Source organism: Pseudomonas grimontii (assembly GCF_007858185.1).
Lineage (GTDB): Bacteria > Pseudomonadota > Gammaproteobacteria > Pseudomonadales > Pseudomonadaceae > Aquipseudomonas > Aquipseudomonas grimontii.
Map to the genome: position 1 here is coordinate 73,194 of NZ_VFES01000010.1, position 15,033 is coordinate 88,226.

Below are 15,033 nucleotides of genomic sequence, written 5' to 3' on the forward strand. Positions count from 1 at the left end.
CGGGCAGCGGTGTCTAAATCAACTATTTTTGTGGATGAAATCAAATTGCCATCATTGAGTGCGTTCGTCGGCCGTTTCTTTGTGTAATCTGAGCTAATGTTAGAGCCTCAGGCACTGCCTGAGCTAAGGCCACCGCCTGCCCGCCAAGGACTTTGAGCATGCCGCGATTGTCTCGTGCCGTTGCTTTGATTGGAGTGTTGTTGCTGGCCACGCCTGCATTTGCACAGCGTCTGCGCCTGGTAGCGGATGCCTGGCCACCCTTTACCGATTCCACCTTGGTCAATGGTGGGTTGGCGACCGACATCGTCACCACGGCGTTGGCCCGTGCGGGCTATGCCAGTGACTTCGAACAGGTGCCCTGGGCCCGGGCGCTGATGGGCGTGGGCGACGGGCGCTATGACGTGTTGGTCAACGCCTGGTACGACGAGGCCCGTACGCATTTGGGGCAGTTCTCGGGCGAATACCTGCTTAACCGCGTGCGTTTGATCAAGCGCCGTGACGACCCCATCGAGTTTCAGGACCTGGAGCAGTTGCACGACTATCCCATTGCGGTGGTGCGTGGTTATGCCTATTCGGCGGCGTTCGATGGGGATGTGCAGTTGCAGAAAGTGCCGGTGCATAACTTCGCCATGGCCGTGCGGATGCTGGCGGCGCAGCGGGTGCGGCTGACCGTGGAGGATGAGTATGTGGCGCGTTATTACCTGTCGCGCGAGTCGGCGCGGGTGCGCAATGCGGTGGAGTTCCTGCCCAAGCCGCTGAGCGAAAACAGCCTGCATATTCTGGTCAGCCTGAAGAACCCTGAGCACGCGCAGATTGTGGCGAGCTTTGACCGTGAGATTGCCAGGATGAAGGCTGATGGCAGTTATGCGCGGTTGATGAAGGCCCATGGCATGTAGTGCCTGTGCGGGCCGCTATCGGGGGCAAGCCCCCTCCCACATTTGTTATGCGATCAAGTGTGGGAGGGGGCTTGCCCCCGATAGCGGCCTAAGCCGCGCTGGTATCTTTGATCAGGTGCGCCGCCAAGGTGCGCAACGGCCCCAACTGTCTGCATATCAACGCCAACTGCGTCTGCACCAACCGCTGCCCTTCATCTATCTCATCCGGCATCTGCTCCAGATCCGCCGCCAAGGCCTCCTCGGCATCGCTCTGAATCGCAATCGGCTGCTTGTTCGCCAGCCCCGTGGCGATTTCATCAATGCTCGCCGCCAGGCTATTGCCGGCGCCTGCGATCAAGTGTTCACGCACCTCGGCCGGCAGCTGGGTTTCGCGGTGTGCACCGAGCCCCGACAGGTAGCTGAGCAATGTGTGCGACAGCACCAGGAAGCGGAAGCCCACATCGGCCTCCTTACGGAAATGCCCGGGCTCCATGAGCATATTCGCCAGGGTGGTGGACAGCGCCGCATCGGCGTTGTGGGCATTGCGCCGGGCCAGGCGGTAAGCCAGGTCGTCGCTCTTGCCGGCGGCGTATTGCTGCATGATCTGGCGCAGGTAGATGCTGTTGCAGGTCAGGGTGTTGGCCAGCACCTTGTTCAAGCGTCGGCCTTGCCAGTCCGGCAGGAACAGGAACACCGCCAGGCCTGCAATCAAACTGCCGAGCAACGTATCGAACAGGCGTGGCAGGAACAACCCGTAGCCATCGCCCACCTGGTTGAAGCAGAACAGCACCATCAAGGTGATCGCCGCCGTGGCCAGGGTGTAGCGGGTGGTGCGGTTGATAAAGAACACCAGCCCGGCGGCGATGGCGAACATCGACTGCACCAGGGGGCTGGGGAACAGGTCGAACAGCGCCCACGCCACGGTGAGGCCGATGGCGGTGCCGATGATCCGCTGGCCGAGCTTGCGCCGGGTAGCGCCGTAGTTCGGTTGGCAAACAAATAGCGTGGTGAGGATGATCCAGTAGCCTTGGGAGGCGTGGATCGCATGCAACATGCCGTAGCCGACGGTCAGCGCCAGGGACAGGCGCAGTGCATGGCGGAACAGCAGCGACGTCGGCGTCAGTTGCGTGCGCAGGCGCGTCCACATTTCCTTCAGGTTGCGTGGGGCGCGGTCCAGCAGGTTGCTGTCGGTGGCGTCGGCCAGGGCATCGGGGTTGCTCGCGTCGCCAAGCAGGCGGTCGAGGGTGGACAGGTTGGCTGCGAGGGCGCGCAACGAACGCAGCAGGCCGCGCCAGGCCGGGTTGCTCTGGATACGCAGGTGTTCCAGGGAAGCATTCAGGTCGCTGAGGGCTTCGGCGAAGCTGTCGTCATAGATGAACGGCTGGCGTAACTGGATCGACTCGGCCAGGGCCTGGCAGGCCTTGCCTTGCTGGCGTAGCAGGCGTTGGCAGCGGAACAACACATCGCTGTGGAAGAACGCATCGGCCAGGGCGTTGTAAGGATAGTGGGATGAACTGGCGCGTTCGTGGATGTCCTGGGCCAGGAAGTACAGCTTGAGGTAGCGACTGACCTTCGACCCCGGCCGGCCATTGCCCACACGGTGCAGGATGATTTCCTTCGCCGCATTCAGCGCCGCCACCACCCGGCCATTTTGCTGGGCCAGTTCCAGGCGGCGGGCTTCCACATCCAGCTGGCGAATCGGTTCGAACAACGACGATTTGAGCTTGAGGTAACGCCCCAGCTCGCGGAACAACCGCGCCAGGCTCTGTTGCACCGGCTGGTTGGAAAACAGCGCCTGCCACAGCACCGATAGCGCGCCGTACCAGGCGGCACCGGCCACCAGCAGTAACGGTTCATGCCAGAAATCGCTGACGGCGCCGCCGCGCTGGTCCACGCCGATCATGGTGTAGACCGACAGGATCAAGGTGGCCGAGGCAATCGCGCCATAGCGTTCACCCAAGGCGCCGAGCATGGTCAGGCAGAACGTTGCCAGGGCCAGGGAGATGGCGAAAATCCAAGGGTAGGGGAACAGCAGCTCCACCGACAGCGCGGCAATGCTGAAACACACCAGCGTCACCGCCAGGGCGTTGAGGCGGCCTTGCCAACTGTCGTCGGTCTCGGCCAGGGCGCTGGCGATAATCCCCAGGAACAGCGGGATCAGCAGCGCCATTTCATCCTGGTACCAGCACAACACCATGCTGCCGGTGAGGGCGATGAACACCCGGATGCTATAGCTGAATTTATCCAGCGCCCACAGGCGCCGCATGGACTGCTTGAACGAGGTCGATGACATGAAGTCTGGAGTCTTCCGGGACGATGCCGCTAAATTGAGCCATCAGTGACGCCACGGCAAGGGTGGTGATCACATCTGACAGCAAATTATTCTCAGGCATACAGCCCCTCCCACATTTTTTACCGCGTCGTGTCAAACAAACTGCGCGGCCGCGTAACCGGAAGCCCACGCCCACTGGAAGTTGAACCCACCCAGGTGTCCGGTCACATCCAGCACTTCGCCAATAAAGTACAAGCCCGGGCTTTTCAGCGACTCCATGGTCTTGGACGAGACTTCCCGCGTATCCACGCCGCCCAAGGTCACTTCGGCCGTGCGGTAGCCCTCGGTGCCCGCCGGCACCAGTTGCCAGCTCGACAGTTTTTGCGCGATGTCGGCCACTTCGGCGTGGGTGTACTGCTTCATCGGCTTGGACACGAACCAGGTTTCCGCCAGCAGATTGGCCATCTTCTTGGTGAAGATTTCACCCAGCAGGGTTTTCAGCTCGCTGTTGGGGCGTTCGACCTGCTGCTGTTGCAGCCAGGTGTGGGCGTCGTGGTCAGGCAGCAGATTGATTTCCACCGTGTCGCCGGATTCCCAGTAGGACGAAATCTGCAGAATCGCCGGGCCGCTGAGGCCGCGATGGGTAAACAGGATGTTCTCGCGAAAGCTCTGGTCGTTGCAGCTGACCAGGCAATCCACCGAGGTACCGGACAACTCGCCGCACAAGTCCTTGAGCTGGTCGGTGATGGTGAACGGCACCAGCCCGGCGCGGGTCGGCAACAGCTCATGGCCGAACTGCCTGGCCACCTGGTAACCGAAACCGGTGGCGCCCAGGGTCGGGATCGACAGGCCGCCGGTGGCGATCACCAGGGATTCGCAGCGCAGTTCACCCACGGTGGTCTGCAACTGGTAGCCGTTGTCGACCTTGGCGATTTCTTCAATCGAGGTGTCCAGGTGCAGGCTCACGCCGGTCTGGATGCACTCGTCCAACAGCATGCCGAGGATGTCGCTGGATTTGTTATCGCAGAACAGCTGGCCGAGTTTCTTCTCGTGGTACGGCACGCCGTGCTTGGCCACCAGCCCGATAAAGTCCCACTGGGTATAGCGGGCCAGGGCGGACTTGCAGAAGTGCGCGTTGTGCGACAGGAAGTTGGCCGGCTCGGTGTACAGGTTGGTGAAATTGCAGCGGCCACCGCCCGACATCAGGATCTTTTTGCCGGCCTTGTTCGCATGGTCGAGCAACATCACCTTGCGCCCACGCCCGGCGGCGGTCAGTGCGCACATCAAGCCTGCGGCGCCGGCGCCAATGATCACAACTTCGGTCGAGCGCAAAACGGTGTCCTCTTACAAATTCTGATTTGGAATACAGTCAAATGTGGGAGGGGGCTTGCCCCCGATGGCAGTGTGTCAGTCAGTACATCTGTCACTGACACTCCGCCATCGGGGGCAAGCCCCCTCCCACATTGGATCTCCATATAGGTCGGAGATCGTGTTACAGGATACGAACGCGCAACGAACGGCCCTTGATCTTGCCGTCGTTCAAACGCTGCAACGCCTGTTTGGCGATGCCGCGTTCCACGGCCACGAAGGCCTGGAAGTCGAAGATCGCGATCTTGCCGACCTGGGCACCCGGGATGCCGGCTTCACCGGTCAATGCGCCGAGGATGTCGCCTGGGCGCACCTTGTCTTTGCGGCCGGCGGCGATGCACAGGGTGCTCATCACCGGCAACAGCGGGCCACCGCTTTGCGGCTTGAGGTTGTCCAGTTGGTCCCAGTTCAGCGGTGACTTCTGCAGTTGCTCGATGGCCTGGGCGCGGTGCGCTTCGGACGGCGCCACCAGGCTGATGGCGATGCCGGTCTCACCGGCGCGACCGGTACGGCCCACGCGGTGGATGTGGATTTCCGAGTCGCGGGCCAGTTCGACGTTGATCACCATGTCCAGCGCGTCAATGTCCAGGCCGCGGGCGGCGACGTCGGTGGCCACCAGCACCGAGGTGCTGCGGTTGGCGAACATCGCCAATACCTGGTCACGGTCGCGCTGTTCCAGGTCGCCATGCAGGCCGACGGCGGAAATGCCCTTGGCCGTCAGGTGATCGACGGTTTCCTGTACTTGCTGCTTGGTGAAGCAGAACGCCACGCAGGAGGCCGGGCGGAAATGCGCCAGCACCTTGGTCACGGCGTCCATGCGTTCTTCCGGGGAGATCTCGTAGAAACGCTGTTCGATCTGGTCGTCGGAGTGGAACGCTTCGGCTTTCACTTGCTGCGGCGCGCGCATGAACTTCGAGGCCAGCTGCTTGATGCTCACCGGGTAGGTGGCCGAGAACAGCAGGGTCTGGCGGCGCGGCGGGGTCTTGCTGATGATGTCTTCAATGGCGTCGTAGAAACCCATGTCGAGCATGCGGTCGGCTTCGTCGAGGATCAGCGTGTTCAAGCCGTCCAGCACCAGCGAACCCTTGCGCAGGTGTTGCTGGATACGGCCCGGGGTGCCGACGATCACGTGGGCGCCGTGCTCCAGGGAGGCGATCTGCGGGCCGAGGGACACGCCGCCGCACAGGGTCAGGACCTTGATGTTGTCTTCGGCACGGGCCAGGCGGCGGATTTCCTTGGCGACCTGGTCGGCCAGCTCACGGGTCGGGCACATCACCAGGGCCTGGCAGCCGAAGTAGCGCGGGTTGATCGGGTTCAGCAGGCCGATGCCGAACGCGGCGGTCTTGCCGCTGCCGGTCTTGGCCTGGGCAATCAGGTCCAGCCCCTTGAGGATCACCGGCAAGCTTTGCGCCTGGATCTGCGTCATCTCGACATAACCCAGCGAGTCGAGGTTAGCCAGCATGGCGGCGGACAGGGGCAAAGTATTAAAAGCGGTGGCGATGGTAGTCACGGGACTGGCTCTGCAAAACAAAATGTCGCGCAGTGTAGCAGGCCCCGGTGGGTTTTTTCGCATGGTTCGGATGAGGGGTGGGGGCCGCGGCAAGTTATGAGCGGCAAGCGGCAAGCTCGAAGCCGTCTTGCAGCTTCAAGCTTGCCGCTTGCCGCTGCCTTTAGGCTCCAATTGCAGGAAGATCGCCGCCGCCAGCATCGCCATGATGCCCACGGTGAGGAAGGTCAGCTGGAAGGCGCCGAGCACGCTTTCCACGCCATCGTTGCCGGACTCGGCAGTAAAGCCGCCAAGCAACGCACCGGCGCATGCTACCCCAAGGCTCAGGGACAATTGCGCCACCACTGACAGCAAGCTGTTGCCGCTGCTGGCCTGGGCGTCGTCGAGGTCGATCAGGGTGACGGTGTTCATCGCGGTAAATTGCAGCGAGTTGATTGCCCCCAGCACCGCCAGCATTGCCAGCAGCAGCGGGTAGGGCGTCTGCTCGCTGACCAGGCCCATGCTCGCCAGCATGATGCCCAGCGCCAGGGTGTTGCCGGTCAGCACGATGCGGTAGCCCACGCGCTCGATCAGCGGCCGGGCGATGGACTTGGCGAACATCGCCGCCGCCGCCAGGGGCAGCATGCTCATCCCTGCCTGGGACGGCGAATACCCCAGGGCCACTTGCAGCAGCAACGGCACCAGGAACGGCAAGGCGCCGCTGCCCAGGCGCGCGAACAGGTTGCCGAGGATACCCACCGCAAAGGTGCGGGTCTTGAACAGCGCCGGCGAGAACAGCGGGTTATCGATATGCCCGGCGCGCAGCCAATACGCCGCCAGGCACGCCAACCCGCCGAACAGCAGCAACATCACCCGCAGGTGCGGCAGGTGCAATTCGCCCAGGCCTTCCATGGCAATGGTGATCAGCACCATGGCCGCGCCGAACAGCAGGAAGCCGATGCCATCGAAGCGCGTACGTTCGCTGCCGCGCAGGTCGGGGATGAACTTCCACACGGCGTAGCAACCGATCATGCCCACCGGCAGGTTGATCAGGAAGATCCAGTGCCACGTCAGGTATTGCACCATCCAGCCGCCCATGGTGGGGCCGAGCAAGGGCCCGAGCAGGCCGGGAATGGTGATGAAACCCATGATCCGCACCAGTTCGGAGCGGGGGTAGGCGCGTAGCACCACGAGCCGGCCGACCGGCAGCATCAACGCCCCGCCGAGGCCCTGGATGACCCGCGCACCCACCAGCATGGTCAGGCTGCTGGACAAGGCGCACAGCAAGGAGCCGATGCTGAACAGCATGATCGCGCCGAAGAAAATCTTCTTGGTGCCGAAGCGGTCGGCGATCCAGCCCGAGGCCGGGATCAGCAAGGCGACGGTGAGCATGTAGGCGATCACCACCCCTTGCATGCGCAGCGGGTTTTCCGCCAGGTCCCGGGCCATGGCCGGCAGTGCGGTGTTGAGAATCGTCCCATCCAGCGATTGCATGAAGAAGGCAATCGCTACCACCCAGGGGAGCCAGCGGGCGGTCTTGGCATCGAGAGGGGCGCGATTCGGCATGGTTTACCTTTTTGTTAGCAAGCTATGTGTCGGCGATTATGCGCCATTCGTCGCCCCTTTTCCCACTGGCGGTTGGTCTAAATCCGACAACGCCGCGTGCTCGCCCACCAGGAAATCCAACAATGCACGGTGCACCGCCAAAGCCGCCTCGCGGGACTCCAGGTCCAGTAAATGCCCGGTGTGTTCGGCCACGGCAAAGCTGCTGCGGTCGACGTAGTGCTTGAACAGTTGGGCATCCGCGGCAGGGGTGTATTCGTCCAGCGTGCCGTTGAGAAAGTGCACCGGGGTTTCGATTTTTCGCAGTGCCGGCAGGTAGTTGCCATCGCCCAGGGCCAGCACCTGATGGATATGAAAGCGCGCCTGGCGGTACTCGGTGGTGGCCATGTTCGACAGGTGCCGATGGTTATTGCGCTTGAGGCGGGGCGACAGGTATTTGCCGACGGTCTCGTTGAGCAGGTGCCCGACTGCGGACTTGTCATCGGCTTCGATCAGCACCCGCACGCGCTCCACATAGTCGAGCATTGCCTGGTTGAGGTTGGGCGCCAGGGCCATGACCACTGAGCTTTCGACCGACGGCGGGTTGTGTGCCAGGGTCAGCAGCGTGGAGATGCCGCCCCATGAGGCCGAGACCAGGTGATTGACCTGGAAGCGCTCGACCAGGGCGCGCAGGATTTGCACCTCGTCATCCTTGGTCACCAGGTCCAGGTCGGTGTTGTGTTCGCGGGAATAGCCCGAGAAGGGCAGGTCGAACAACAGTACATTGAAGTGCTCGGCCAGGCATTTGCTGGTTCGGGCGAATGAGCGTGTGGTGGACAGTGCGCCATTGACCATCAAGACGGTCTTCTTTTGCGAATCGTTTCCTAGTTGCTCAACATGAACGTTGTAGTGCTTGAACAGCTTTTGTATGACGAAACTTCCATGGTTCATCGCAGTACTTCCAGTGTGTGGCGGTATGCCACTGGTTGTTATAGCGAGGTTTTTGACGGGCGACAACAGGCTGCCCGTGCAAACTGGGAGGAAGCGAATTTACGGTAGGAAGGGCCGAAACCGAGCTGTCTGAAATCAGCGCAAGACAATGTGGGAGGGGCAAGCCCCCTCCCACAGGGGGGTATTTACAGGGTCAGGGTCAGGCGGTTGACCAGGGCGCCCGGCAACAGGTTGGAGGCGGTATTGCGCTGGCCGTAAGTGCTGGCCGACAGCAGCAGTTCCCGCTCAGCGGTCAGGGCTTCCAACTGTGAGCCGAGCAGGCTGTAGACGCTGTCATCAAAACGCATGGTGCTGACCGGTGCCTTGATCTCGCCGTCTTCCACCCAGAACGTGGCGAAGCGCGTCATGCCGGTCAGGCGTGCGGCGGGCAGGTCGGAGTAGTTCAGGTACCACAGGTTGCTGATGTAGAGCCCGGTGCCCAGTTGCTTGAGGATCTCGGCCTGGGCCAGGCTGCCCGCCGCGATCTGCAAGGCGCTGGGGGATTCGTCGCCGCTGGCGCCGTTGGCGCTGAGACCATATTCGGCGGCGCTGCGCGAGTTCACCAGTTGGCCCTCGGCCTTGCCGGCGTTGATCAGCGTGACATCACTGCGCGGGTAGCCTTCGCTGGAGAACGCTTGGCTCAGGGAGTCGGTGATGTGTTCTTTCACCGTCACCAGCGGGCTCAAGGACTGCTCACCGGCATAGAGCCGTTGCAACGAGCTGCCTTTGCTGGCGATGGCCTGGGCGGAAAAACCACCCCAGGTGATAATGCTGATGATTTCTTCCAGCGCCGCCGGGGCGAGGTAGGCGCGGTATTGTCCGGGCGCCAGTGGGTGCAGCGGGCGGCCAAGGAATTCCAGCTGTTCACGGGCCAGCTGGAAGCGCCGGGCGAACTCGGCGCTGTCCCAGGCGTCGCCGGCGTAGCTGGCTTTTACCGCTTCGCCATTGGCGTGGAACAGGCTGAAATCGAAGTTGAAACTATTGGCCTGATGCCAGCCAAACGCACCGTCCGAACTGGCAAAGCCCCGGCTGATCGGCCCGGCGGCATAGAAGCCGACCAGGTCGACGCCATTGGCTGCCTGGCTGATTTCTTCCAGCACCTGGGCCAGGTCGGGCAGGGGACGGGCCTGTTCGTTGTGGCTTTGCCAGGCGTTGTGGTTGAGCAACAGGTACGGGTCATGTGGCAGCAGCGGCAGGGTTTCACGCAACTGCCGCAGGCCGTCGGCGAGGCGCTGGCGATCCAGCTCGGGCTCGCCGGCCAGGGTGATGCCGAGGTCGGCATGGCGGCCATCGTTGATCAGCTTGAGATTGAGGCTGGCCTGCTGCACTTGCCCGGCCTGCCGCACCTTGGCGTGGTTGAAGCGCACGAACTCGGACGATTCCGCCGCGTAGCCCAGGTGAAATTGTTCCTTGTCGGTGATGGCCTGCTTGAGCCACTGCACCAATGCCTTGAAGTTGTTCATCAGGCATCTCCCCCAAATACGTCAACGTTGCTGAACACACAGGCCGGCGACGCATGGCCGACGCGGATCACCTGGTTGGGCTCGCCCTTGCCGCAGTTCGGCGTTCCCAGCACTTTGAAGGTGCTGGCGTCGCCCACGGCGCTGAGGTTGCGCCAGAACTGCGCGGAAATCGCCCGGTAGTTGGGGTTTTTCACCACGCCCTTGAGTTCGCCGTTTTCAATCAACTGGCCCCACTCACAGCCGAACTGGAACTTGTTGCGCGCATCGTCGATGGACCACGAGCGGTTGGTCGACATCAGGATGCCGTGTTCGATGCCGCCAATCAGTTGCGCCAGGCGCTTATCGCCGGCTTCGATATTCAGGTTGGCCATGCGGTCGATCGGCGGGCGGTTCCAGCTGCTGGCGCGGCTGTTGGCCACGCCGTCCATGCCCGAGCGGAACTGCGACAACGCCCCACCCAACGGCTTGAGCAGCAGCCCTTCGCGGATCAGGAATTGTTTGCTGGCCGCGGTGCCGTCGTCGTCATGGCCGTAGCTGGCCAGTTGCTCGGGAATGTCCGGGTCGAACGTTACGTTCAGCAGCTTGGAGCCGTATTGCAGGTGGCCGAAGTCGCTGGCCTTCACAAAACTGGTGCCGGCGTAATTGCGCTCATCGCCGAGGATGCGGTCGAGTTCCAGCGGATGGCCGATGGACTCGTGGATCTGCAGGATCATCTGGTCGGGCATCAGCAGCAGGTCGCGCGGGCCCTGGGGCGTGTTTGGCGCCAGCAGCAGTTGCAGGGCTTCGTCGGCAATGCGCGGCGCGGCGCCGACCAGGCCGAAGCGGCTGATCACGTTAAAACCGCCCTGCTGGCCGAAGTTGGTGCCACCCAGGGTGCGGGTCTGGCTGTCGTTGCCGTCAAAGGCCGTGACGTTGACGCCGGGGAACACAAACCGCTGGGCCTGGCGCAGTTCGGCGCCGGCTGTATTGAGGTAGATCTGCTCGACATGGGTCACGCCCAGGCTCACGTCCCAACTGACCAGGCGCTCGTCCTTGGGCACGGCGGCCGATTCGTCGCCCAGCAGTTGGTAGCAGTCGCTCAAGGACGGGAAGGGCTGGTCCAGGTCGGGCGACAGGTAGTCGGCGACGTCGCTGGACACCGGTTGATCGCGCAGGTCGAGCAGGGCGTGGGGCCGAATCTGCCGGGCCTGCTGTTCGGCGCGCTCAAGGGCGGCTTGCAGGCCAGGCAGGGAAATATCGTGGGTCGCGGCATAGGCTTCCACACCGTTCAGGCGCACGGTGAGCATGGCGCCTTCGTCGTGGCTCAGGTGCGGCGGTTCGGCGACGTTCTTGCGCACCGATAGGTACTGGCCAGACTCGCGTACGTAGCGTAGGGAGAAAAATTCGGCGGTGGTGCGCAGGGCACTGAAATGCTTTTTGAGTGTGGCGTGGTGGTCGAACATGGGGCCTTCCTTGTGGGCGGCTCAGCGCGGGCAGGCAAACAGAGTAGGCCTGGGCTGGGGAGCGATCAAGGAGAGGTGATTCTTTGTGGCAAGTGCCCCCTGTGGCGAGCGGGCTTGCCCCGCGTTGGGCTGCGCAGTGGCCCCAAAAATCTTGGGAGCGCTACGCACTCCAACGCGGGGCAAGCCCGCTCGCCACAGGGAATGGGTTACTGCGCAGTCGGCCCCACTTCACGCAACGGCTTGCCACGCACCGGCGCATCGCCCGCCACGTAGTAGTCGGCAGTGCTGCGCGGCAGCGGCTGGCGGCCACGGATCTTGTCGGCGATTTTCTCGGCGATCATGATCGTCGGGGCGTTCAGGTTGCCGGTGGTGATGATCGGCATGATCGACGCATCGACCACACGCAGGCCCTGCATGCCATGCACGCGGCCTTCGCCATCGACCACGGCCATCTCGTCGTCGCCCATCTTGCACGAGCAGGACGGGTGGAACGCGGTTTCGGCGTGCTCGCGGATGAACTTGTCGAGTTGCTCATCGGTTTGCACCTCGATGCCCGGGCTGATTTCGCGGCCACGGTACGGGTCCAGCGCCGGCTGCTGCATGATTTCACGGGTCAGGCGGATGCCGTCGCGGAACTCCTGCCAGTCCTGCTCGGTGGCCATGTAGTTGAAGAGGATGCTCGGGTAATCCCGTGGGTTCTTCGACTTCAGTTGCACGCGGCCACGGCTCGGCGAACGCATGGAGCCCATGTGCGCCTGGAAACCGTGCTCTTTCACACCGTTGCTGCCGTTGTAGTTAATCGCCACCGGCAGGAAGTGGTACTGGATGTTCGGCCATTCGAATTCCGGACGCGAACGGATAAAACCGCCCGCTTCGAACTGGTTACTGGCGCCGATGCCGGTGCCGTTGAACAGCCACTCGGCACCAATGGCCGGCTGGTTGTACCAGAGCAGCGACGGGTACAGCGACACCGGCTGAGTGCACGCATATTGCAGGTACAGCTCAAGGTGGTCCTGCAGGTTTTCGCCGACGCCAGGCAGGTCGTGGACCACCGGTATGTCGAGGCTTTCCAGCAGTTTGGCCGGGCCCACGCCGGAGCGTTGCAGCAGTTGCGGCGAAGCGATCGCACCGCTGCACACCAGCACTTCTTTACGCGCACGGGCTTCAACGCGCTCTTCGGCGGCACCGATGAGGTAACGCACGCCAACGGCACGCTTGCCTTCGAACAACACTTTGTCGGTGAGGGCGTGGGTCACGATGGTCAGGGTCGAACGCTTCTTGGCCGTGTCCAGGTATCCGCGCGCGGTGCTGGCGCGACGACCGTTCGGCGTGACGGTACGGTCCATCGGGCCGAAGCCTTCCTGCTGGTAACCGTTCAAGTCTTCGGTGCGCGGGTAACCGGCCTGCACGCCCGCTTCAACCATGGCGTGGAACAGCGGGTTGTTGCCGGCTTTAGGCGTGGTCACGCTGACCGGGCCATCGCCGCCGTGCCAGTCGTTCGGGCCGATGTCGCGGGTTTCGGCCTTGCGGAAATACGGCAGGCAGTCGAGGTAGCTCCAGTCTTCCAGACCTGGCAGCTTCGACCAGTTGTCGTAGTCCATGGCGTTGCCACGGATGTAGCACATGCCGTTGATCAGCGAAGAGCCACCCAGGCCCTTGCCGCGACCGCATTCCATCCGGCGGCCGTCCATGTGCGGCTCTGGATCGGTTTCGTAGGCCCAGTTGTAGCGACGGCCTTGCAGCGGGAAGGCCAGGGCGGCCGGCATCTGGGTACGGAAGTCGAGACGGTAGTCGGGACCGCCGGCTTCCAGCAGCAGGACGGTGACGCCTTCGTCTTCGGTCAGACGGGTCGCCAGGGTGTTACCGGCGGAGCCGGCACCCACAATGATGTAGTCGTATTCTTGGGACATAAATGCACCCTCTTAAAAGTTTGGCCGCCCGTAGCAGCTGCCGAGGAACGAGGCTGCGTTGGGCTGCGTAGCAGACCCCAAGATCGCTACGCAGCCTCGCTTGCGCTCGTCAGCTGCTACGGCGGACCTTGGGATCGATACGCGCTGAGTTGAGTGGGGTTGCTTAGAACACCGAGGCGTAGTCGCCCAGCTCAACCTGTACCGATTTGATGCGGGTGAAGTTGTTCAGCGAGCTGATGCCGTTCTCACGGCCCACACCGGATTGCTTGTAGCCACCGACCGGCATCTTCGCGTCGGACTCGCCCCAGGCGTTGATCCAGCAGATGCCCGCTTCCAGTTGATGAATCACGCGGTGTGCGCGGTTCAGGTCCTTGGTCACAAGGCCCGCGGCCAGGCCGAAGTCGGTGTCGTTGGCGCGGCGGATCACTTCTTCTTCAGTCTCGTAGGTAAGGATGCTCATCACCGGGCCGAAGATTTCTTCACGGACGATGGTCATCTCGTCGGTGCAGTCGGTGAACACGGTCGGGGCAACAAAGGCGCCTTTGGCGAAGTCGCCGTCGGTCAGACGGTCGCCGCCGCACAGCACGCGGGCGCCTTGTTCCTTACCTTTGGCGATGTAGCCCAGCACGCTTTCCATGTGGGCGAAGCTGACCAGCGGGCCGAAGTTGGTGTTGTCGTCTTGCGGGTCGCCAACGCGGATGCGCGCAACACGCTCAACGATCTTGGCTTCGAACGCGGCTTGCAGGTGCTTGGGCACGAACACGCGGGTGCCGTTGGTGCAGACCTGACCGGAGCTGTAGAAGTTGGCCATCATCGCGATGTCGGCCGCACGATCCAGGTCGGCGTCTTCGAACACGATCAGCGGCGACTTGCCGCCCAGTTCCATGGTCACTTCCTTGAGCGAAGAGCTCGAAGCGCTGGCCATGACTTTCTTGCCGGTGTCGGTGCCGCCGGTGAACGAAACTTTCTCGATGCGTGGGTGCTCGGTCAGCCAGGTGCCGACTTCACGGCCGCTGCCGGTCAAGACGTTGAACACGCCTGCTGGAACGCCGGCCTCGGTGTAGATCTCGGCCAGTTTCAGAGTGGTCAGCGAGGTGACTTCGCTGGGCTTGAAGATCATCGCGTTACCGGCGGCCAGCGCCGGTGCGGATTTCCACAGGGCGATCTGGATCGGGTAGTTCCAGGCGCCGATACCGGCGACCACGCCCAGCGGCTCGCGGCGGGTGTAGACGAATGAGGTGTCGCGCAGTGGGATCTGCTCGCCTTCGATGGCCGGCACCAGGCCTGCGTAGTATTCCAGCACGTCGGCGCCGGTGACGATGTCGACGTACTGGGTTTCGGAGAAGGCTTTACCGGTGTCCAGGGTTTCCAGGGCGGCCAGTTCATCGTTGCGCTCGCGCAGGATGTCGACGGCACGACGCAGGATGCGCGAACGCTCCATGGCGGTCATGGCGGCCCAGATTTTCTGGCCTTTTTCAGCGCTGACCACGGCACGTTCAACATCTTCTTTCGTTGCACGTTGCACTTGGGCGAGAACTTCACCGTTAGCCGGGTTGATGGCTTCGAAGGTGGCATCGCTGCCAGCGTCGCTGTAGCCGCCGTCAATGTAGAGTTTTTGCAGGTCGAAACGGGCCATAAAGTCCTCGCAAGTGCATAAGTGGTTGGCGTTACCCGCCGCAAAGTGG

General features: G+C 62.7%; 10 protein-coding genes. 1 reads left to right on the forward strand and 9 read right to left on the reverse strand.

Features of this window, described 5'->3' with window-relative positions:
- Positions 1 to 158: 158 nt before the first annotated feature.
- Positions 159 to 896 (forward strand): substrate-binding periplasmic protein, encoded by a 738-nt coding sequence (locus tag FIV39_RS16790; RefSeq protein ID WP_090401707.1) that lies wholly within the window; start codon positions 159 to 161, stop codon positions 894 to 896.
- Between the two features lie 88 nt (positions 897 to 984).
- Here the strand turns inward: FIV39_RS16790 and yccS are convergent, their stop codons facing one another.
- The 9 genes from yccS to betB all read right to left on the reverse strand — a co-directional run bounded on the left by yccS (position 985) and on the right by betB (position 14,984).
- A complete protein-coding gene (gene yccS / locus FIV39_RS16795) occupies positions 985 to 3,168 on the reverse strand; it encodes a YccS family putative transporter (RefSeq protein ID WP_090401708.1) in 2,184 nt (727 codons plus the stop codon).
- Between the two features lie 132 nt (positions 3,169 to 3,300).
- Complete coding sequence (locus FIV39_RS16800; protein ID WP_090401709.1) at positions 3,301 to 4,479, reverse strand: BaiN/RdsA family NAD(P)/FAD-dependent oxidoreductase; 1,179 nt, start codon at positions 4,477 to 4,479, stop codon at positions 3,301 to 3,303.
- A 160-nt stretch (positions 4,480 to 4,639) separates the two neighbouring features.
- Entirely contained in the window at positions 4,640 to 5,977 is a 1,338-nt protein-coding gene (gene dbpA, locus FIV39_RS16805) for an ATP-dependent RNA helicase DbpA (protein ID WP_235865629.1), read from the reverse strand.
- A 183-nt stretch (positions 5,978 to 6,160) separates the two neighbouring features.
- Positions 6,161 to 7,567 carry a multidrug transporter subunit MdtD gene (mdtD, locus tag FIV39_RS16810; protein ID WP_090401711.1) on the reverse strand — a complete coding sequence of 469 codons (1,407 nt, stop codon included), beginning with the start codon at positions 7,565 to 7,567 and terminating at the stop codon, positions 6,161 to 6,163.
- A 36-nt stretch (positions 7,568 to 7,603) separates the two neighbouring features.
- Positions 7,604 to 8,494, reverse strand: coding sequence for an alpha/beta fold hydrolase (locus FIV39_RS16815; RefSeq protein WP_090401712.1), 891 nt, complete (start codon positions 8,492 to 8,494; stop codon positions 7,604 to 7,606).
- Between the two features lie 185 nt (positions 8,495 to 8,679).
- A complete protein-coding gene (locus FIV39_RS16820) occupies positions 8,680 to 9,996 on the reverse strand; it encodes a TldD/PmbA family protein (protein ID WP_090401713.1) in 1,317 nt (438 codons plus the stop codon).
- Positions 9,996 to 11,438, reverse strand: a complete 1,443-nt coding sequence (locus FIV39_RS16825) for a TldD/PmbA family protein (RefSeq protein ID WP_090401714.1) — start codon at positions 11,436 to 11,438, stop codon at positions 9,996 to 9,998. The genes FIV39_RS16820 and FIV39_RS16825 overlap by 1 nt, the downstream gene beginning before the upstream one ends.
- 206 nt (positions 11,439 to 11,644) lie before the next feature.
- Positions 11,645 to 13,348, reverse strand: coding sequence for a choline dehydrogenase (gene betA, locus FIV39_RS16830; RefSeq protein WP_090401715.1), 1,704 nt, complete (start codon positions 13,346 to 13,348; stop codon positions 11,645 to 11,647).
- Between the two features lie 163 nt (positions 13,349 to 13,511).
- Positions 13,512 to 14,984 (reverse strand): betaine-aldehyde dehydrogenase, encoded by a 1,473-nt coding sequence (gene betB, locus FIV39_RS16835; protein WP_090401716.1) that lies wholly within the window; start codon positions 14,982 to 14,984, stop codon positions 13,512 to 13,514.
- Between the last annotated feature and the right edge of the window lie 49 nt (positions 14,985 to 15,033).